This is a genomic window from Parabacteroides sp. FAFU027, from assembly GCF_022808675.1.
Lineage (GTDB): Bacteria > Bacteroidota > Bacteroidia > Bacteroidales > UBA7332 > CAXXIC01.
On sequence record NZ_JAKZKV010000003.1, the window covers coordinates 473,324 to 495,667 of the forward strand.

General features: G+C 41.7%; 12 protein-coding genes. All 12 read right to left on the reverse strand.

The annotated features are described in order from the left end of the window. Positions 1-4: 4 nt before the first annotated feature. The 12 genes from MLE17_RS07325 to MLE17_RS07380 all read right to left on the reverse strand — a co-directional run bounded on the left by MLE17_RS07325 (position 5) and on the right by MLE17_RS07380 (position 22,337). A complete protein-coding gene (locus tag MLE17_RS07325; protein WP_243348103.1) occupies positions 5-1,012 on the reverse strand; it encodes a FecR domain-containing protein in 1,008 nt (335 codons plus the stop codon). A gap of 99 nt (positions 1,013-1,111) precedes the next feature. Then, positions 1,112-1,699 (reverse strand): RNA polymerase sigma-70 factor, encoded by a 588-nt coding sequence (locus MLE17_RS07330; RefSeq protein WP_243348104.1) that lies wholly within the window; start codon positions 1,697-1,699, stop codon positions 1,112-1,114. Between the two features lie 67 nt (positions 1,700-1,766). After that, positions 1,767-2,321 (reverse strand): sigma-70 family RNA polymerase sigma factor, encoded by a 555-nt coding sequence (locus tag MLE17_RS07335; protein ID WP_243348105.1) that lies wholly within the window; start codon positions 2,319-2,321, stop codon positions 1,767-1,769. Positions 2,322-2,636: 315 nt separating this feature from the next. Further along, the gene (locus tag MLE17_RS07340) at positions 2,637-2,816 is read right to left on the reverse strand and encodes a hypothetical protein (RefSeq protein ID WP_243348106.1); all 180 of its coding nucleotides are present in this window, start codon (positions 2,814-2,816) and stop codon (positions 2,637-2,639) included. Positions 2,817-3,053: 237 nt separating this feature from the next. Further along, the gene (locus MLE17_RS07345) at positions 3,054-7,832 is read right to left on the reverse strand and encodes a T9SS type A sorting domain-containing protein (RefSeq protein ID WP_243348107.1); all 4,779 of its coding nucleotides are present in this window, start codon (positions 7,830-7,832) and stop codon (positions 3,054-3,056) included. A 529-nt stretch (positions 7,833-8,361) separates the two neighbouring features. Continuing rightward, entirely contained in the window at positions 8,362-10,365 is a 2,004-nt protein-coding gene (locus MLE17_RS07350) for a glycoside hydrolase family 97 protein (RefSeq protein ID WP_243348108.1), read from the reverse strand. A gap of 227 nt (positions 10,366-10,592) precedes the next feature. Next, a complete protein-coding gene (locus tag MLE17_RS07355) occupies positions 10,593-12,878 on the reverse strand; it encodes a heparinase II/III family protein (protein ID WP_243348109.1) in 2,286 nt (761 codons plus the stop codon). 19 nt (positions 12,879-12,897) lie between these two features. Beyond that, positions 12,898-14,568 (reverse strand): hypothetical protein, encoded by a 1,671-nt coding sequence (locus MLE17_RS07360; RefSeq protein ID WP_243348110.1) that lies wholly within the window; start codon positions 14,566-14,568, stop codon positions 12,898-12,900. Between the two features lie 27 nt (positions 14,569-14,595). Then, entirely contained in the window at positions 14,596-16,491 is a 1,896-nt protein-coding gene (locus MLE17_RS07365; RefSeq protein WP_243348111.1) for a glycoside hydrolase family 97 protein, read from the reverse strand. A 275-nt stretch (positions 16,492-16,766) separates the two neighbouring features. Then, complete coding sequence (locus tag MLE17_RS07370; RefSeq protein ID WP_243348112.1) at positions 16,767-17,747, reverse strand: family 43 glycosylhydrolase; 981 nt, start codon at positions 17,745-17,747, stop codon at positions 16,767-16,769. 31 nt (positions 17,748-17,778) lie between these two features. Next, entirely contained in the window at positions 17,779-19,716 is a 1,938-nt protein-coding gene (locus MLE17_RS07375; protein WP_243348113.1) for a glycoside hydrolase family 127 protein, read from the reverse strand. Between the two features lie 272 nt (positions 19,717-19,988). Then, on the reverse strand, positions 19,989-22,337 hold the full coding sequence (locus MLE17_RS07380; RefSeq protein ID WP_243348114.1) for a T9SS type A sorting domain-containing protein: 2,349 nt from the start codon (positions 22,335-22,337) through the stop codon (positions 19,989-19,991). Positions 22,338-22,344: the final 7 nt, after the last annotated feature.

Sequence of the window (22,344 nt, forward strand, 5' to 3'; positions counted from 1 at the left end):
GATCTTATCTGGGCCTGTTCTTCGAAGAGATCAGGATGGAGTCATTTGTAATCCGGTAACTAATTGGAGCTACATTTGATAATGCCTCCATCATGGTTACAACGGGAATATCAAGTGACAGATTTACAACCAACTCATACTTATTCAGCTCGGGAGATTGCACCACCATCCTCTTGTGATAGTAACGTTGGAGCACCTCTACCAGTTCGCCAAAGTTGACCGCATTCAGGTCTATCTCGCCTTTCAACCAGGAAAGATAAAGTCCGGAATTGATTCTTTTATAATGGAGCTTCTTCTGCTTTGGATGATATGAAACGAAATCACCGGGTCTCATCCGGTACAGACTCTTCTGTTGCTTATCACGTATATCGACCGATCCTTCTATCAAAGCCACTTCCGAAATATTTTTTTCAGTCCTGATATCAAACTGAGTACCCAATACCTGCACATATACCTCTCCGGCTTTTACCCGAAATGGACGTTGTTTGTCTTTGGCCACTTTCATAAAGGCATGGCCCTCTATTTCAATATTGCGACTGTTCTTTTCGAAGTGTTCCGGATATTGCAACGTACTGTTTTTGTCCAGCGTAATCTCTGTTCCATCTTCCAGTCGGATATTCATTTTCTCAATCGTTGCAACGGCTGAAAGCATTTCGGAAGTAGCGTAAGTCTTTTGATAAAGGAAATACCCGCCAAGTCCAACCGTTATGATTCCGACAAGTACCGCTGCATAATTCAGTAATTTTCGGAATAAAGGAACTGTAGACCTCAACTTTCCGGCGTCAGAAGAATCCTCTCCGACACGTGCCATCAGCTCTTCAAACGAACGATCAATCCGTTTTTCATCAGAGAAGTAAGCGAAACTACCCGACGCTTTCATTAGCTTCGTTTCGACAAACTCAGCCCTGACTTCTTCCGATGTATCAAGAGCATGATTGAGCTCCAGAAGGTCTCCTTCTGAACATTCTCCATCAAGATATTTATTTATCAGTTCTCTGTATTTTGTTTCCATTTGTGATTAACCTATTGAAAATACTTACCCTTTAATAGTATTACGTGAGTAAAACCGATTATACCTAAAACCTCCTGCTATTTTTTCTTTTCATCTATTTCACCATTGAGGGAGTTGTATCAAAAGCAGGAACAGTATAAACTGATAGTTGGAAAATCTTTTTTTCAATGTTTTCATGCCATTATAGATGTGATTCTCAACCGTGCTTCTGGATAAATCGAGTGCTTCACTTATCTCTTTGGCACTTTTCTGTTCGTAATAATAGAGCCTGAATACTTCCTGGCATTTGGCGGGCAGTTTTTCTATTTCCGAATGCACTGTATCATAAAGTTCTTGCGAAAACAGCCGATTCTCTATCTCATGATTATCAGGATGGAAATAATTCGCCTCTTTCTCCAGAATCTCCGTCCGAACAGTTGAAGCATATTGTTCTTTGGTATATTGCTTACGCAAGACATCAATGCATCGGTTATAAACGGCTCTGTAAAGATACGAATGGATGGACGCTTCCTCCATAATCAGACTTTGATTTTCCCAGACAGAAACAAACACTTCCTGAACAACATCATGTGCTTCGTCCTGTGACAAAAACAAGGTCGCATAAACAGATAGCTTCGGATAGAGCTTTCTGTATATCTCTTTAAAATCTGACAAATGCAGATTCGTGTCAACAATTCTGTTTTTCATAATACTTGAAGGATTCTAATGGCGTTAGTCTGTTTTTGAGGAAATACCCACCAAACCTGATAAAAATCTACCGGGACTGATAACTAATCAGTTTTTGCCGAAGAGTCTTCCTTGCATTTGCCAGATGGCAATCCACAGTTTTGACCGAAATATTCATTCTCAGACTAATGTCGGCTAGTGAAAGTTCGGTCGTTTGTTGTAACACATACACATCCCGCCGTTTGGGGGGCATTTCCTCCAGTATATTATTATATATACGTTCCAGCTCCCGGTAAGAAACGGTTAAATCCACATCATTCCGGATTGAATCCGAAACATAAAGCTGTTCGGATATGTATTTTTCAGCGATTCTGTTGTGACGAATCTGATCCACACACTGGCAGTAAACCATCCGCCGAAGATAGGCATAAACCGAAGAATATTTTGTAAACTCTTCAATATTATTCCACATATACAAAAAGACATCCTGCACCACATCCGTAGCTTCATCTTCGGCCAAAATGGAAGCTGCATAAAGTTCCAACCGGGTAAAATAATCCCGGTAAGCTTTTTCAAAAATATCCAGGCCAGGAATGGAATCTTTTTTTCGAAGGTTATTGGTAGCTGGTGATGTGGCTTTCATGTTCAAAACGATTTCATATTGACAGGAACAAAATTATGCCGTATCCCTTCTTTTATTTTTATATCCACATTGCAAAGAAGTATCAAAATATAAAGTGAGACTCTTTTGTGATGCAAATCACCTATAATCGCTACAAAAAAGAAAAACGGGACTACAATTGCTCACAGTTCCCGTTTCCAAACACACAATCAATCTTCAAGTATCAATTTTACCTAACACTAACAATCATCTAAAGCAATAGATAACTTTATCAAAACACCAATATAAAAAGTTCGAAGGAAAGCTCGCCGCTTTTTACAGAGAGCATTCTAAAGATTATCCTAAATTATTCTTGTAAGGATCATTATTGAAATAATCTGATGCATATCCCGTCGGATCATCCGGCGGAGTGTCTGCATCGTTGTTGGATTGCATAATTAATGTGATTTCATTATCCAGACAAACCTCTTCTATCTGCGGATGTATGTAGATTTTCTTTTCTTTAAGTATTCTCATATTTGGAATTTTAGACGACTACACAGTTAGTCGAGATTGTTGTTATACGGATCGTTAGAAAAATAGTCCGGTAAATATCTGGTTGGTTCACCGGGAGGAGTATCGCCGTTTAAACCATCTGACTGTAGTATCAGAGATATTTCATTATCCAAATCAACTTTTTCAATCTACGGTGTAAAGTACTACCGCTTCTTTTCATTCAGATTATTTCTTAACTGTTTCTTGATCCGACTTCGATTATTCGATAATTACTTTCTTCGTAAATTGTCCATTGGCTGTTTTCACACTGACCAAATATACCCCAGTCGAAAGATTCTCTCCCAACACTGTGGTTTCATCAACCAATGCTGTTGTGAGTATTGATTGACCCAGCAGGTTGGTAACTTTTGCATTGGCATTTCCGGCTGCACCTTTCTTTACGATTGCAACCTGACCTTTACCGGTTGGATAAATCACGAAGTTTTGGGCATCGATTGTTTTAGTCAATCCGGTAGCAACATTCGATCCGGTATTTAGACGTAAAGTAAATCGGCTTGCCGTATTGGTTGATGACGAGGTAAAGGTATAAGCTGTACCATCAGTCAAATCGGTCGATATATTGGCTACGTTATCCACCAGTACCACCTGAGTTCCCGTATTAAGGTTCGACACTTCTGTTGCCTGAATGGTATAAGTGTTTGTATTGGCCAGGCCGGTTTTGAAACCTAATGCCAGCATTGGATTGTTCGCTACGCTATTCAGTCCGTTGATGGCCACTTGCTCTGTACCGGCTAACGTATAGATCTCAGGAATGGAGTCCACGTTGTTTGTCATTTTAGGTGAATCGTAGGCATCGTAGCTGTCGGCTGCGCTAGAGGTAAACGCCAGTAACGCTTCGTCGCTATAGGCACAGTTAGATACTTGCAGGCGGATTACCTGAGTTTGCTCGTCAACAGTCGCGCTTTTTAGTTTATTCAGTGTAGAATCCTGGTGAACCCGCATTGAATTAGTAAAGTTTAATGTTGTATCAGCCTTTGTTTTTACCCAAAATGCCTGCATAGGTGGAATGTATTTTGACGCAGAATGACCACTGGGTTTGGTTCCGGTATGCAATAATACGTTATAAGTATCAAAGGCCATTTGTGTGGCATCATTACCCGGATTTGAGCGGAACCATACCGTAGTCAATACAGTAGTTGAAGAGGTCAGACCTACTGCCTCGATGTTCAGATAAGAAGGATACGGGTTTCCGATCAGGTTATATCCTTTTTTGGCAGTTGTTCCCTGGCTTGTCAAATTAATGGGTTGACTTCCCGTATTCAGCGTTCCGGTAAAGTTTGCTGTAGAGGTTTCCCCCAGGCGTGTGACATAACCCTTTCCTACGGAGAAAGGATAAGTAGCTAAATCAGTATAAGGGCCTGAATAAGAAGCACTCGACTCATTATAATACCATAGCTTAGTGGTAGTTCCGGTTAATCCTTGCAAAGTACTGCTTGCGACAGGGCACGAGATATACCAGAAGCGACCGCTTGGAGTTGTGCCGCCGGCTCCTGTCAGGTATTGGTGTACATTGGCTGTCGCAGCCGTGGTTCCGTTATCCAGATAGGTCCCTGTACCGGTAGCATCACTCAGAATATTAAAGGTTGGCGCATTCAAGGCTCCGTTATTTGTAAGCTTGGCTCCAGGATTGATATTCAGGATAGTTGCAGTAAGGTTACTTGCAAGTGATACGCCGGTTGTATTGGCGATGGTCAGGGTTGCTACTGTTTTTCCATTACCGTTGACCGTTTGGGCAGATGAGCCCCCCATCGTTACGGAGCTCCCGATATATCCCGCAGTCAATGTTAAATCACCAGTTACAGTTGACAGGCTTGGGAATGTTACACCACTTGTATTGTTAATTCTCAAATTTGAATAAGTTGGTAATGCAGGAGCTGTACCATTTCCCGTTGTCAGCAAGAATGTTGGTGTACCATTATAACCATATTCTATAGTTGAACCGGCTGCAGGAACAATACTTGCACTTTGACCTGCCAGCGCAGTGTACATCTTTACGATATTACCGAGCTTTAATGTACCAGTCGAACCTATATTTATTGTTACTGCCTGTGTATTACCGGTATAAGAACAAGTGTTCAGATTGCAAATGGAATTATTGTAACTTAAGTCCAAGACACCATTCACATTATAGGTACAGTTTCCTTGGTTTAGTGAAGAACTGGCATAGTTATTAAGTAATTCATCGCTTCCGCTGACATAGTTTTTCAATCCATGTAATCCAGCATTACCACGTAAAGTTACAGTGACCCCTGTAGGTATAGTTAGTGTTCGTGCATAAGTTCCAGTATTATTCTGCAATGTTAATGCCGGTTCTATATTAGAAGCGCCACCGTTATCTCGGTTCAATGTCATATTCTGATTAATGGTAATGTCCAATGTTCTCGAATCTGCATTTGCAGCAGGACGTAAACAAGCAATTCCAATTGTACCTGCAGAGCCACCAATGGTAAGAGTTTTTGCATTTGCATGAACTTCCATATCTATACCATCATTGCTATATCGTGTTCCACTGCCCAAAGTTCCATTCACAGTTACGGTGACAGCATTTCCTGCAGATCCATTACCAACCGTCAAAATTCTTCGTAAAAACTGACTACTGGCACCATTATCTGCATTCATGATGGCGCCACTAGCAATTGAAATGTTGTTAGTATATACCTTAGCCCCCATAGTAAATTTCCCACTTGTTACAGTCAGATCACCGTTAACTGTCACGTCACCAGTTGTGGTTATTACATTGGCTGTTGAGCCGGTTGCTATTTCCAGGTTACTAGTTGATCCTTTGCCGATGGCCACTCCAGATCCAGTCATTATAGTTTTTGCTATACCTGTGTGACTTCCTAAGCCAGAAAGACTTCCCAGAACCGTTAGATTAGCATTAGTAATCAAACTTCCTGTTTTTGTCAGGTTTCCGCAGTTTGCAGGCGAGCTAACAGTAACTGTATGCCCCGATGCAATTACGACATTATCATTCGCGGAAGGCACAACATTATCTGCCCAAGTTGCTGCCGTTCCCCAATCACCAGTCGTACCCGATGTAACTGTATAAGCTCCTGAAGTTCCTGTTGTAAAAAGATTTTGAGAAGCCGGTAAAGTCATACTTGTTTTAGTGAAAATTGGACTACTAAACGAAGCATTATTCTCTACCCATACACTTGTATTTTTTTGAGCAATAATCGGGGTTGAATTAACCAAATAGCTGTGGGGAGTCAATGAAATATCAGCAGTAGCGGCAGTAGTCGGCGTAATAGCCCATTCAACCTGATTAATTGAAGTACTGTATTTAGCTGGGAAATTGGTTGTTGTAGTATGAACATTTGTTGAAAACACTCCATTAGCAGTAGGTGTTATTGTAATTGGATCATAATTTGAATTAGAAGTACCAATCCAAACCGGGTTTGATGTGTATGCAGAGGCGTTTACTTTCACCATACCAGTTTGATTCGTTCCATTAATGGCAAACCATTGGGTTGGAGCTCCACCGCCAATAACGGTGGCTGTAATTGATGCAGTTCCATTCCCTCCATGCAGCTTATAAAAACCAGTTACTACACCACCAGATACTTTAGCAATTATACACGGAGTATATTGTGAGTTTGTAAAAGTACCATTAACTGTAACAAAACCATTCTGAGAATATCCAGATCCACCAGTAGATAAAGTAATTGTTTTAATACTGTAAGTACTAGCATTCGTCACAGAAACCGTAGGAGCATTTGCTGTCGTACCAGAAGTACTTGGAAGAGTAATTGTTGGGGCAGAAGTATAGCCTGTACCTCCATCGGCAATATCATAACCAATAATTGCACCAACTGAATTACATATTAGATTTATAATGGCTCCCGATCCAGCACCACCTGAAACTGTAACTGCTGCACCATCAGTATAGCCGGTACCACCTAAACCTCCATTAACAGAATAAATACAGTTCGTTGAAGTGGTTATAGCGGCAGTTGCTGCAGTTGTTGGTGCAGAAGTATTAGTTGAGACTCCAGTAAGTGCTGAAGACCCGGTATTAAAAAATGACATTGCAGAAGAAGACCCATCAATAACGCCACCATCAGCAACATTAATATTGATACTTTGGCCACTTTGTGGTCTGTACATTCGTACTGTAGAACCCAAAAGCAAGCTTCCTGTACTACCAACATTGATGGTGATATTCTGAGTTGTAGAAGATCCGCTTGTTGTTGCTAAATTAAACTGCCCCGCACTACAATCTAATGTACCATTGATATTAATTGTTACATTACCACCTTGAACTGAATTCCATGGCAATAAACTCAATGATTGATAACCACCAAATGATGTACTTGCATAATATAGTTTTACTGTTTTGTTTGCATTAATGGTTAGAGTTTTCGTATACGAACCATAAGCCACAGGAGTCAGATTAAAAGCTGATTGACCGGTTACTGAGTTATTACTTCTTAATTCTATATTATTATCAATTACAAATGTTTGATTTGCACTTGTTCCCGGTGAGGCATTTGCCGCTTGAATTCGTGCAATACCAATTGTGCCATTACCCGTTATTGTTGTTGTTCCAGCTGCATTAAGATAAAGTCGGTAATTTTCACCAGATGTGCCTGCTGTAGTAGAACCCAAAGTTCCATTTACAGTTATCCAGTTTCCTGTCGTCAATAATGTTCGTACAGTTCCTCCGGCAGTATTGTCACCTTGGAGAATACCACCTGTTGGAATATTTATATTCCCGCAGGTTAAATTATAGGCACCAGAAGCAAGAGTTCCAGCGACATAAATACCTCCACAAGTAGTATTTGCAGCAAGTGTAACCGTAATACCTGAATTAATTACGATACTGTCTGTAGCCAGTCCGGTAGGAGATGTTGGAGACCAAGTTGTTGTAGTCCAGGTACCTGTAGTTGTTGCAGTGTAAGTCGTCGCATACACATTTGTCTGCCACAACGCTAAGCCCATAATAGCCACAAATAAAGTAAATAACTTTCTATTCATGTTTGGTGATTAAGTTAGCAATATGAGATTCATTAGATTGTCTGAATCTGGGAGAAATTAGGTTAAATCACATTATCCATCCAGATATTGGAACTGTCGGAAAACAGTTCCAAATCTTTCCGGAATAATCACTCAACTTTTATCTAACTATGAAAACTATCGGAGAATGATGATTAACTTAACTTCAAACTAAGAAAGTTCATGTAATCGGTAAATAGAAGAAACTCTTAGGTGTATCAGCTTTTCAGGCACTACCATGATTTAGGTTATCTCCAATTTGAAGAGTAAAATGTAATCAGTTAATCTATTCGTGATTAGTCTCTTTACATAACACTGTTTTTACACGCTGCAAAACTATTATCAAAAGCCACAAGCCCCCCTTTATTTCACGCCCGAAGAAGTCTCAATATGGGATTTGAGACTCAATAAACAAAAGCCTTTTAGGTATAGGAAAAATAAAAGAGGTGCAATATCTTTACTAAGAAAGATACCACACCTCTTTTACAAAAATCACACAATCGCTTGACGATTACATTTCCACCCTAGGCAAGCTTTTATATTTTTTCAAATCCTCTGCTTTCGCAGGTTCCAGGTGAACCGCTGCTCCCCCACTCGCCTTGAGGGCAAACTTCAACTGGTCTTTTGAAGTGACGATATACTTCAGCATCTTCACTTTGGTTTTAGTCTGCACCGTTTCATCATCCACATAGATGTGCGCGACATATTTTTGCTTTGGAGTAAGGAAGTTCAAAGGCAAAGTCATCTCGCGTGCTTCTGTATTGGTTATCACCCCTACAAACCAGTCATTACCCGAACGTTTTGCGGTAGCAATGTTCTGGCCAATCTCCCCACTTAGTACTTTGGTATCATCCCACACGGTTTTTACTTTATCAAAGAACTCAATCTCCGGCTGATTGACCACATCTTCCGGTTTATCATACCAGTAAAGGTGCTGAAGCGGACTGTAATAGATGGCTGCCAATGCTAACTGGTGAGCGTGGGTATTTTTAATTCTCGAGCTATTATAGCTCACCGTATAGTCAGCGGCACCAGCGAGAAAACGGGTAAACGGCAAAATACAGTTGTGCGTGGCATCCGGCATCTCTTCATTACCGCGAATTCCCTCCTGAGTCAACAGATTAGGGTAAGTACGGCTATAACCAGTTGGACGATATTCGTCGTGAATATCTACTAACAGGTGGTATCTGGCAGCCTTACGTACAGCCTCATGTACCCAGCTGGTCCACTTTTGGGAACCTATTTGTACAAAGCCGAACTTCACTCCTTTTACCCCCCACTTTTCATACAAAGGGAAAAGCGAATCAATCTGCTGAACCAAAGCACGTTGATTTACATACAAAAACAGTCCAACGCCTTTGCTTGCGGCATACTTAATAACCTTCTGCAAATCTATATCTTTGGTTGCCGCCACTTTGCTGGCATCCGACGACATCTTCATCTCCGGACCATACCAACTGGCATCAAAAAGGATGTACTGCAAATTACGGGCAGCAGCAAAATCGACACATGACATTGCTCCCTTCATCGTCAGATTTATCACGCGGATAGATTTTCCGGGCTTTATCCAATCCGTATTGGTGTTTGCCAATTGACTTTCCTGGTTTAGGTTCAGCATGATATCATTCCCTTCAATCAGTTTTCCCGGGGTATCGGCCACACGAATAACACGCCAGGGAGTGCCAAAGGCGGTAATCACATCGGCACAATCATACATGGATAGCTGAATTGTATTGGGCTTCTCTGTGTTCAAGCGGAACTTCCCACGGGAGTAATCAATCATTTCGGCTTCTGCCAATGCGACAGTCAGACCGTTAGTCAACTTCAACGTGAGCGGGCGTTCACATTCATCCGGCCAGTTTTTCAAAGGTTGCAAAGAATAAGGACCCTGAGCCCAACGTTCGTAATAAGCCAACGTTCCTTCCGGCATGGTAAACTGGGTTTGCTCTCCGGTGATGTGCATAAACAGTCCGTTTGTATTTTCAGGAATAAAATAACGGAATGCCACACCTTCGTTATAGGCCCGAACAATCAGGCTCATTTTATAATTACGGCGACGGTCATACCCAACACCGGTATGCTCACTTGCAGCATTCTCTTTTTCTGCGTTTTTATCGAAATCGATGATCAACTCATTGTAATTGTCAACGATTGTACTACGTTCACCATAAAGCGGCTTCCAGGTCTTATTGACTGTCGTTTTAGCGATATTCGTCAGACTCAGATTTTCACACCATAGCTTGCTTTCATCGTTGGGAATAGCCAGCGCAGATTCGAACAGTTGGTTTTCCACATTCAGTCCCAGTTCAGACTCCAGGATAACCGACTTATTCTTGAAATTCACCGAATAATACATTTGTTTTTTACCTTCCGGAGTTGTCTTTTGGTAAAAGTTGAATATAAAATTTCCGTCCGGAGAACTTACCTGGGCTTCAGTACCCTTAATAATGTTTTGCGAAAAGATAGGTTGGACCAATGCCAACAAAATCAAAAAAAGAAAATGTGTCTTCCTCATAAACGTTAGAATGATTAATAGATTGGCTAGAAAGTGATGCCTGAGATAATGAGAACAAAACTACAGTCTCATACTCAAAATAGAAAAAAACAAAGCCGGATAATAGTCTCATATTAGATATTGATACTACTATCCGGCTTTAAGCGTCAAATAATGATTGTGCCTATCAATATTTCAGTTATTTCCAGAAGCCCATTCCATATATTTTACAGATTCAAAGTTCCTTTTCATTTCCTACTATCTAGCTGTACAGTGAGTTGCTTGCTTTCATAATGAACGTCGGCGCTTTTACCATTCAAAATCAGTGAAGCTGGTTTGATCGGACTACAAAAAGTTGCATTTATCAAGGGTTGGCCTTCAACTGTCAATTCGACTTTCTTCCCCTCATTTTTCTGAACAACAAACAACTTGGAAAGAGAGCCGAAGTACGATTCGCCATTCCGTCTCAGAGCGCTACCGTAAGCAATAAAGTATTGAGATGCCTCTTCCGGCTTAGCATTTTCAGGATAAGTAACCGCAAACATATAAGCATCAGTCTCCCAGCCTTCAGCCCAAATCCAGGAATTGGAGTGCATCAATCGTCCGTCAGCCAATTGATTGATGATAATATCCGTTATCTTGCCTTTGTTTCTTACCCTTACTCCTATCCAGTCTTTGCCTTCGATGCGTTCCATTTTGGGCAATGCCTTTTCATTGACCGAATCTTTGAGGATTATCGCTGTCAATCCTTTTATGCGGTTCGATTCTACCGGATATTTAAACGAATAGTAGGTCTCTTTACCTTTCAGGTCTTCGGTCGGACCCTGCAATTCCTGCACATACGAGAAAGTCGGGTAATCGTGGAGAAAAGCTGACGGAGCAAGGTATTCAGGATAAATGGGACGAATAACGACCGATGCATTTTTGTTGGTGACATTCAAATCAATTCCTGATTTCTTTACTTCACCTTCCGTATGCCACAGCCATTCAAACTTTCCTGACTTGTACGTTTTCAAATCGTCAAGGATATAAATGACATTGTCTATCCAGAGAAAATGGCGGAAATTCCGGCTAAAATTATCCGAATACGGACCGGTACCATTTGCCAAAATATACTTGATATTGCCGGCGTCAATCCGGGATGAAAGGTGCCCGTCAAGCATTGAGCCTTCGTATTGCTGGGTCGTGGGCTGACCTTCACCATTGAATAATACCACATTGTGAGCCTGGCTTTGGAAAAAATAGTCTTTATATTCCGGATTAGGGTAAGAGCAGTTCCCCGCCTCCTTGATTATCTTATCGCCTTTATGGAATATGATAAATGAGTTGGCATCAGCATGGGAGTGATTCCACGTGTGGCCACTTTTGACGGCCAGCATGGTCGCATTCTTTTCCCAGGAATTGCGAAAAGTCGCCCATCCGAAATCCGGGAAAATTTGGGAACTGTTCAGCTGCGGCACATCCGGTGCATTCTTACTATCAGGGAAATAGAGGAATCCGACAGGGGTATTCCTGTAATATCCTTCCCGATTCTGACCATCGGATACATGGTTCAGGTACCACAAAATATTTTTGTTCTTTTGTCCGAGTGCATACAAAAACATCAATGTATTTTCAGCCGATGGATTTGCTCTACCGTCTCCGAAATAGACATTGTAGAGGATTCCGGTACGGGGATAACAGACATGCATGAAGAAATCAGGAATCTTTGCCAATTCGGGAATCTCGTTGGGCTTTACCGTCGGATGGGCATTTTGCCAGCTTAAACGAAACAACAGAGCTTCACTGATACCAAAATTGGCATAGTTGACACTTTCATACATCCCGCCGTTTTCATCAAACGTTTTCATTTTATTTTGTAGCACGTCTCCGGCAAAGGAGAACCATTCCGGCAACTGTCCATACAGTTTTGCCGCAGCCTTTCCCGCCTCCGGAACCTCATCTTCAATACTTGTTGCCAACAATCCGCCCATGCCGGCACAAGCCGTCCACCAGTTGTGTCCCATCGTATTGAGCGAATGTATCCGTGTCGGTTCCAGCAACCAATCCCCCAGGGATGGTTCAACACCAAATTTATAAAGACCCTGAGCAATTTCTTTCCGTTCATCAACCGACAACGTATTATAAATCCCATCGAAGGCTATCGCACTGATTTTGCATTTTTCGGATAGTTTCAAATCTGAGCGCCAGGCTGGTTTGCGAATCAACATCTCATCGCTGCTGCTCCAGGCTTTTCCTCTGACGGAGCTCAACAATATGGATTTTGTCTTCTCTGCATATTTTTTGTCATTGGTCATCAAATAAGCCAATGCCAGATAATCCGTTTGAAGCAAATCATTTTTACTCAAAGCAGCATCAGCATTCTGCCTGATTTCGTCCCAGGCTTTTGCCATTTTGGGGTCTTCTTTTATACCCTGTTTCGCCTGCTGAATACGGTCTGGAGTAAAGACCATGGAGGGATGCTTTATCTTTTGAGACGCAATTGTGAGAATTGAAATAAATATCCCTACAGATATAAAACTTAGCTTTTTCATTTATTTATATTTCTGTTTATCATTTCATTAAATAGAAACTACGGATAACCGGTTCTGCCGTTTTAAGTTTAGGTTCTACAGAACTTCCATATTGCCAGGCCACAACCGTTACTTTGACCGGATATTTAGCCATCGGAGGTATGGGGGTTAAATTCAACATATTCCGATCTACTTCCGCCGGACCTTCAAGGACATAAAACTGGACAGGTTTTCCTGCATCAGAAGTAGCCCGTAATTTCAAAGACCTGACTCCAGCTTTTTGATTAGCAATCGGTAAAAAAGTGATTGTTTGACTTTTACCTTCTTTTAAAACCGCAGGGATATTAATATCACCTTGCTGAACGGCTGATTTATATTCTAAATCACCCGGATGTTTCACTGCAAATGTTAAGGAGTAACGACTACCTGACAAATCCACACTCCGATCAAGCTGAAACTTAAAGGTGGTATCGTTTATAATTTTAGAAGGCCCACAAATACGCTCAAGACATATAGCCTCTGTATTATTAGAATGGCCTAGCTTTGTGCCTACAGGCAGTTGCGTCCAGTCAGTCAGACGGTTACTTACAGCAGGTACCGTATCGTAGAAGCCGCCCTTCAGATGGAATGTCATACCATCAGCTGCAGGAAGAAATTTCATCGTCACCTGAATGTGGGTATTTCGCTGTTCAGCCATTTTACCATTCTGAATATAGCCCACCAATTGCGGCTTCAATCCACGAAATGACGACTGGTATTCCTGAACCCGGTCAACCATTTCCTTATCGAAAAACCAGAATGCCTCCTTGGGATTACCCTGATATTGACAGATAGGAGCCGGAGAAACCGATGCCCCAGAATCTCTTTTCCATTTCTCGGCCAACCAGCCTGATTTTGTAGGATCTATTGGAGTTAAGACAATAGACTTTCCTTTCTCCTGCGTTTTTGGCAAACGATATTGTGCTGCTTTTTGGATATAAAAGGCAATAAATGCCGCTTTTCGGTCTGAGCTGGCAAAATGCCCTTCACCCGGTACAGCCAGCATACTCAATGGTAACAGCGGATGCTCCTGACGTTCTTTTAGGCCCTCTTTTGACCAGGTGGCAGCTGCTTCATATTCTCCCATTGTCTCCAAACATGGAATATAATCCAATGTCTGCTCTTTAGTCCATATATTAGGAGTAAAGTTCCCCTCCCGCACATAAGGCCACTGTCCGCTTACAGATACACAAGCCAGAGTCCTGGCCATATTTCTTACGCCAAAATAGTAAGGCATACTGGCCGCAGCCGAATGTCCGATAGGCACCACCGGAGCATAACGTATTTCATCGTAACCAGACACAAAAGCCAGACTATCCAGATATGCATTGGTAATTTCGTAAGCCCCTATACTGAAATCGTAGAACTTCAATACATTCGGAGAAGGAGACACCCATACTTCGGCAAAACCAATTTTGGCCATCTCTTTACGAAAAACCGGATTCTCGAGAATAGAGATTTCTTCCATATTGTGCTGCGCCAGTATCAAACCATGTATTTGCTTACATTCTTCAGGTACCCAAAGAAAAGCACGGGCATTATTGTCGATACCGGCTCCTTTTACCGGTACAGACCATTGCCATACCTGTGCAAAACCAAGACCGTAACTACTTAACAGAAGCAATACAATTACGGATAATCTTAAATAAGAATTCATTACATTGAAAATCATCCCTTCAAAATTTAGTTCATAATTCATTTATTTAGCCTGACGAATAATCACAGCCTGGCCACTCTTAGCTTTAAGATCCAATGAGAATAAATCCCCATTTTTCACACGAAGCGTTGTCTTACGAATACTTTCGTTTCCATTATCTTCATAGACGGTTGCTTCGTACTTTACTCCCGGTTTCAGAAAATCAAGTTTTATCCTGCCTTTCCAGTCTTTCAGCCCGGTTACACTACCCATAAACCAGGTATCGCCACTTCGACGCGCTACGGAGATATTCTCCCCTATTTCACCGGTAAGATAGTGCGATTCTGTCCAAACGGTAGGTACCTGATCAAAAAACTCAATTTCTCCGTCATTTTTATAATCCAACGGTTTTCCATACCAGTAGAGAGACTGAAGCGGACTGAAGTAGACCACAGACAATGCCAACTGATGAGCCTTGGTCACCTTCAGGTTTTTGCTGAAACTTTCGCGGGAATTGGGATAGCAGAAGGTAAAATCAGCCGGACCTGCCAGAAACCGGGTAAATGGCAAAGTAGTTGTATGAAAAGCATCCGGACGATTCTCATCGCCGCGAATCCCCTCCTGGGTAAGCAATGCTGGATATTTACGACTCAGACCGGTTGGCTTGTAATTATCGTGAATATCCAGAATAAATCCATAATGTTCTACTTTACGAATAGCCTGATCAAGCCAGCTGATTCCCTGCTGGGATAGTCCGTCCACAAAACCGAATTTAAAGCCGGCCACACCCCATTTCTTATATAAGGGCAAAATGGTATCGAGTTTGGCATAAAGGCCCACTTTATTCACGTAAAGAATCACACCTACTCCTTTTTCTTTTCCGTAACTGATAATTTTCGGCAAATCCATCTGCTCTATAACCTGAGTCGGGTCGGAAGAGGAGCGAAATTCATGCCCGTACCATCCGGCGTCAAACATAATGTATTGCAGGTTATGTTTCACAGCAAAGTCAATGCAATCGAGTCCTGACTGAGTATTCAACTGCGAACGGATCAGTTTACCTGGCTTAATCCATGAAGGAACGTCTTTTACAGTGGTTGAATTGAGTTTCAGATATAAATCAGCAAATTCATGCAGGCCAATGGCTGTTTTGGAAATAGCCACAGTGCGCCAGGGTGTTGCAAACTCATTTTGAGCCACAACTTCTTTATCCCGCACATAAGCGACGGTCAATGAATTCGATTCATTGCCTTTTTTAAGCTCGGCTTTGGTGTACCAGTTGTTCTCTGCTTCTCCTATGCTGTAGTAGAAGTCGGAAGTTCGTAACGTCGCAGGGAAATCACAAGTCTTTGGCATTGTATCAACCAGCATCGGAGTAAATACCGACTCCTGATTGTACTGATAGATAGTAGTTGATTTGGGTAAATGAAAGGATGTCAGTTCTCCATAAATACGATTTCCATCGGTATTCAACGATTTTGAAACTTTATATCGGAATGCAACAGCGCCGTTAAATACCCGGACAATCATATCAAAAGGTTTCCCTGACGAAACACAGGATAAAGTAAGCTCATTGTAATGGTTGTTGATTATATCGTTTTCTCCTAAAGTCCAGTGAAATTTCTCATTGACCGAATTTACTTTGCTTGCAGTTATGATTGTATTTTCACCTAAAATACCGACATTGGTATTCAATCCAAGCGAAGACCAGGTTAAGGCTTTTTTTCCAAAACAAGAGATTTGATACAGAAGGTTACCCTGTTCATCGACAGAAAACTCCGCCTTTATCATTTTATCCGGGGCTTCAATGGAAACAGGCGTCTTTATTTGAGCAAAAAGCTGAAGAGAAAAGCTCAACAGCAAGATAGGTAGAAGTGCTTTGGGTATAGATGTCATTGGTTCAAATAAATTATAATTCTTAACATTATGCGGCAATAGTGCCGTGATGCGGTAGTTCATTGATGTATTGGTGATTTTTGATAGACACTAAGAGCCTGTTTAAATTTTATTGCGATACTTTTTCAGGACTATTTTGAGATAGATTTTTTGCTTTTATCCCGCAGATTTAGCGGGCTAAATCAAGGGGGAAAAGTGAAAAATATGCCCGAAAGAGACTAAAAAAGGAGCAAAGGAAGGAGACTCTTCTCCCTATATGAAAATGTTTCGGTAAAATTTAAACAGGCTCTTAATAGTTCAGGTAAATTTAAGCCAACCGATTTTATTTAGGATGAAGCCTATAGACCAGTAGCTTCACCGGTTTTTAAATTAATTTTCCAGGGGTTAGGTTGTGGAAGAATCAATTTTCCATTTCCTATTTCTAATGGCATCCAAAGATAGCGGGAATCCCATTGAGTTTTAGGCCTCCACTGATCCCCCATAAAAATCACCGTTGTTTTTTTAGAACCCACTACTTTTATTAACATTGTGGATTGCGAACCATAAGTATTCGTTGCCGCTGGTGCAATATCTTTAAATTCAGTCCAGGGACCCTCCAGAGATGGAGCCGTAGCATACTTGTTCGGATTGGCTCTCCAACCAGTCAATTCCGAACCGATCGAGTAATACAAGCCTTCATAATGCACGATTGCTCCTCCTTCCATGTGGGCTTTCACTATTGTCATATCCTTCACGATGTCCATATAATCATCTGATAATTTCGCAATATGGAAGCCGGTAGGACGGTCTTCAAATACCAGATATGCCGAACCGTCATCATCAATAAACTGGCCAATATCCCGACTCTGGCATCCAAGAGGACGAAAACGACGTACATATTTAAAATCACCATCAGGTTTATTACATACTGCTATACCCACTTGAGCTGTCCGGTATTTGGCATCATCTAGGTGGAAATACATGACATACTTATTGGTCTTTTGATTGTAATAGACTTTCGGTCTTTCTAAAATCCAGTTTGAAGCCATTGAATCCGGTGGTAACATTTTTAGAACATTTCCTCTAAATTTCCAGTTTATAAGATCCTCAGAAGAATAACAACTTACATACCTGTATTTTGAATCTAATCCCTGAGAACGCTGCTCTCCATACCAAAAATATGTCTTTTTTATTTTTATAATACCACCGCCATGAGCCTGAATATGGTTACCATCTACATCTGGCCATATTTCACCCGGTTGTATTATTTCTCTTTTCTGCGCAAATACGCACACAATGAATGCACTAAAAAATAAAATCCCTAAGATTCTTTTCTTCATATATTTACAATTAAATAGCTTGATGTCCAAATCATTTTAAATCCCAATACACCACATAACGCTGACGATGGACGCGGTAAAGAGGTTCTAACCGAATTCCTTCTTTTACGGTCTGAAAAGTCAGACGATCGGCTCCGGCAACAGGTTTGATGTATTTATCCAGATTATTCCGGTCTAATGTCAACTCATGAACCAGGTCAGATGGAACATTGAAGTTGTAGGTATAGTAATCATTATACTTTTTTGGGTCAGAGTGAGGAGCCGGAGGCACCATTCCTTTCGTACCCATTTCACCTGCCAAAATAATCGGGCCGTAACCAATGGCCGCTTTATTGGCATTATCGGGAGTTGGAACTACATGCAGTTTCATGGCATAAGTCACCTCTATCTTATCCCCCTTTTTCCAGTTCTGGGATAATTCAATATAAGTGCCCGTTTTTTGAGACAGTTTCACCTTTTTACCATTCACCTTAACGGTAGCGCCCCATACCGCCCAGGCCGGATAACGGATGGCGATGGTCATTTTACCAGAAGGGGCATTCTCCACAGTCAGATGGGTGGTTTCCCCTGCGGGATAATTGGTTTCCTGACGAAGGGTCAGCCCTTTTTCTTTCCAGGTCAATACGGAAGGGATAAAAAGATTAACCATTACCCCTTTATTATTGTAAGTATAAATTTCCTCCCCGAATTTATTCTGACTTTCAAATGAAGTCCCCACACAACACCAGAACGAACTATCCGGTGTGCTATAAAGCTTGTGCGCACCCGGCAACATCGGCAAGAAATAGGCAACCATCGAAGTGGTAGGGTCTTGCTGTCCCAATATGTGGTTATACAAAGCTCGTTCGTAATAATCCATGTATTTCACATCGGGATTCCACGAAAACAGGTGACGGGTCAGTTTCAAAGTATTATAAACATTACACGACTCACCGGTGTAACCGGTCAGGTGTTTGGATTGCGTATCAGGCTGGAAAAAATGTTCTTTATCGCTGTTACTGCCGGTACAAAACGAATGATGGTCAATCATAATATTCCAAAAGAAGTCGGCAATCTGATTCTGCCCTTTATCTCCTTCTATTTCCAGATCCCGGCTAAGTCCGATCAACTTTGGAATAAAGGTATTAGCATGTTTGGGATTAAGGATATCTTCGCCTTTCTTAAGCGGGTCAAGCACATCTTCGTGGTAGAAAAACTCTGCCAACCACTTGTCGTGCGGATTGCCGGTAACGGCATAAAGGTTGTAAAAAGTATCGTTCATTCCGCCAAACTCATTGCGAAGCATCGTTTTGCGTTGTTCGGGCGTAAGCTTGCTGAGTTTGTTGTATGCCCAGCCGGACATCTTTTTCACAACATCCAACGCCATTTTGTTATCGCAATAGAGATACTGGTCAATCAACCCAGAGTAGATTTTATGCAGTGTGTACCACGGTGCCCACACACGTTGTCCGGCAATCGCACGGTCAATCAGATTCTGTGGAAAAGCGCTCAGGTAACCATCCTGGTTAAGCACCTCCTGCACTTCGGCCAATCCTTTCAACAGGCTGTCTGCTTTGATTTTAAACGCTTCGTTGCCTGTCGAGCCATAAGCCATCGCCAAAGCGGATAGGATATGTCCGGTGGTATGGCCACGCAGGTCACAGTCCAATGACTCCCAGCCTCCCAGTTTTTTCGCCACGAAATAACCGCCTTCGTTGCCACTAAATATCCCTGCATTCGTGCGAAACGAGTGCAACAAGGAATTAACGGGAATGGAGAGCATCCACTTGGTACTACGCTCCAGATTTTCTTTAAACGGACTATCGAGCAAGCGGACGTCCTGCAAATCGAAATTGGATACTTTAGGGGTAAACTTGTCAGTCAATGCCATTTTCCCTTTGTGTTGACCGGGATAGTGAGATTGTGCCTTTGTTTTAGGCAAGAAGAGAGAGAGTAAAATGATTGCAAAAAAACGGGAAGTGTACTTCATTTATTTCAGATTAATAATTAGGATATTGACTGGCTTACTCATCACGGAGCATGTATTCCATTACAAAGGTAGATTCGAACAAAACCAATATAAAACAGATATTAATGCAATTGGTCTCAATTTTCATATTGAGACAATTCTCTTTTTAAGAAAACCGGATTTGATAATTCTACACAAGTTTACAAGTTCATCTAAATACAAAAACAGCCGGAAAACATATAAATGCATCCGGCTGTCAAAAGAATAGAATAAAAAATGAAGGGTTGGTATCTTTAGTCGTTTACAATCTTCAACGTTTTGGCTTTTTTGTCTGAATTCACATTTACCATATAGACTCCCGTAGCCAATATGGGTAACTTAACTTGTGCAGTACCTAATGAAGAAGCTACTTCTTGTTTGATAAATAACACTTTACCCGAAGCATCTGTCAACGACAAAGTCATTTCAGCGTTTGGTTTTGCACCTGTAACCTCGATGACATTACCTACTTTTACCAAACTGAGGACTTCAGTCGCAGGCTTTTTTATGGAAGTAGCAATGCCTTTTGAAACAGACACCACTTCAGAATATACATAACTCTCATCTGAGCTGATTACTTTCAGGCGATAGTAATTAATACCATCCACCGGATTCGTATCGCTGTAAAGGTAGGACGAACCGGCACCGGCTGAAGTAACCGTACCCAGAGTTACCCAGGTAGTATTATCCGGGCTCTTTTCAACAACAAATGAAGATGTATTCACCTCTGTATTTGTTTTCCAGGAAACATTTACCAGACTCGAATTCACCAATGTTGCTTCGATTTTATTCAAATCAATAACAGGTTGAACATTTGACAAAATGTAGAACGTATTTTTCACCTGCGGTGCTGTCTGAACCTGAGAAGCTCCAAGGCGTGTAGCCAATGCCGCATTTCGGCCCCATTGCCAGGCGGTAACAGTTACTTTTACAGGATATTTCGCACTTTTCGGGATTTTGGTAAATACGACCTTATTTCCCTGCAATTGAGCCGGTCCTTCCTCGATAAAGTATTGCACTGGCATTCCCATGCTGGAAGTTGCATTCAGCGTAACCGGACCGGCTGATACATTTGCCACATTTGCAATTTGCGGAAAGGTAATGGTTTGTGCCAATCCTGAAGTATTGTACACATTCACACTCATATCGGCCTGCAAAACCGAAGCTTTGTAGGTTGCATCCCCCGGATGAGCCACCGAGAAGATCCAGTATTGCTGATAATTGGTGAGTCCTGTACCCAGACCTCTTTCCATGCTCATACGGAATTTTGTGATACCGGTAGCCGGATCGACACCCAGTTTGGCAATCGGCCCTAATTCCCGATCAATAACAGACAAACTGTTGTCAGCAGGATGACCAATACGGGCACCAACTGTACCATTGGTTACAACTCCGGTAGAAGGATTTGTTGTACTCATCCATCCGGCACAACGTCCACTCACTGCCGGTATTGAATCCAGAAATGAAGAAGACAATTCAAAATCAAGGCTATCATTCAGCGGAATAAAGCTAAGGGTACATTGTACGTGATTATTAGTCTGAGGTACTTTAGTCCCAACAACACCAGGTGTGGTGCTTTGATTGTAAGCTATCAAACAAGGTGTTTTTCTAAAATAGGTACTTTTAAAATCCTCAATCCTCAATGCCATATCCTGATCAAAACACCAGTATGACTCACGTCTGATGCCGGTATATGAAGCAACCGGCGCTGGGGCGTAACGGGGAAGCATATCCTTTTGCCATCTGTCCACACGCCATCCGGTAGTCATGGGGTTTATCTGATTTAATACAGCTAACTTAGAGTCTGTAGCCGGTTCTGCCATACGGTATTGCATCGCTTTTTTGATGAAGTAGGCAATGAAATTGGTTTTCCGTTGTGAAGTAGCAAAATGATATTCCCCTGATATAGGAAGAAAGCAGAATGGAGTATATTGATTCGTATCAATGCGGTTATAAATCTTTGTCCAGGTAGAATTATTGTAATCACCTGCACCTTCGAACTCACCCATACAGGTCAAATGGGGAATATAATCCACCCGACGACCGCACCAAAAGTTTTGGCCAAACTGATTCGTAAAATCATACGGGGCCATACCGCTTACCGACACTGTACATAAAGTACGCTCATTGCTCCAGGCTGCAAATGCAAATGGGAAATTTGCTGAGGCTGAGTGTCCTATAGGTACAACAGGCACGTTTATCAACTCCGAATATCCGGAGACACTTGCCAAATCCTTTGCCATCTGTAGATAAATCTCTCCGGCACCGTTCTGGAAGTTGAAGTTCAGGTCAAAATTGGGTGATATCCAGATTTCCCCCATATCAATAGATGCCAGAGAATCCCGGAATTGCTGATTTTCAAGAATTGAAAGTTCTTCCATATTATTTTGGGCAAGCATCATCGCTTTAACTTTGGTACAATTAGGAGGAATCCACATATATGCACGCGGTTGCCCATTCGCATTTACAGCACCCTGTACATCTATAGCCCATTGCCATACCTGACCCGGAGCGTTCACCTGTGCCTGTGTATCTGTTAAACAGAACACAGAAAACAAGCTTGCCAACAAGCTGACTTTCTTAATTATGCTATTAAATCTCATTTGTCAA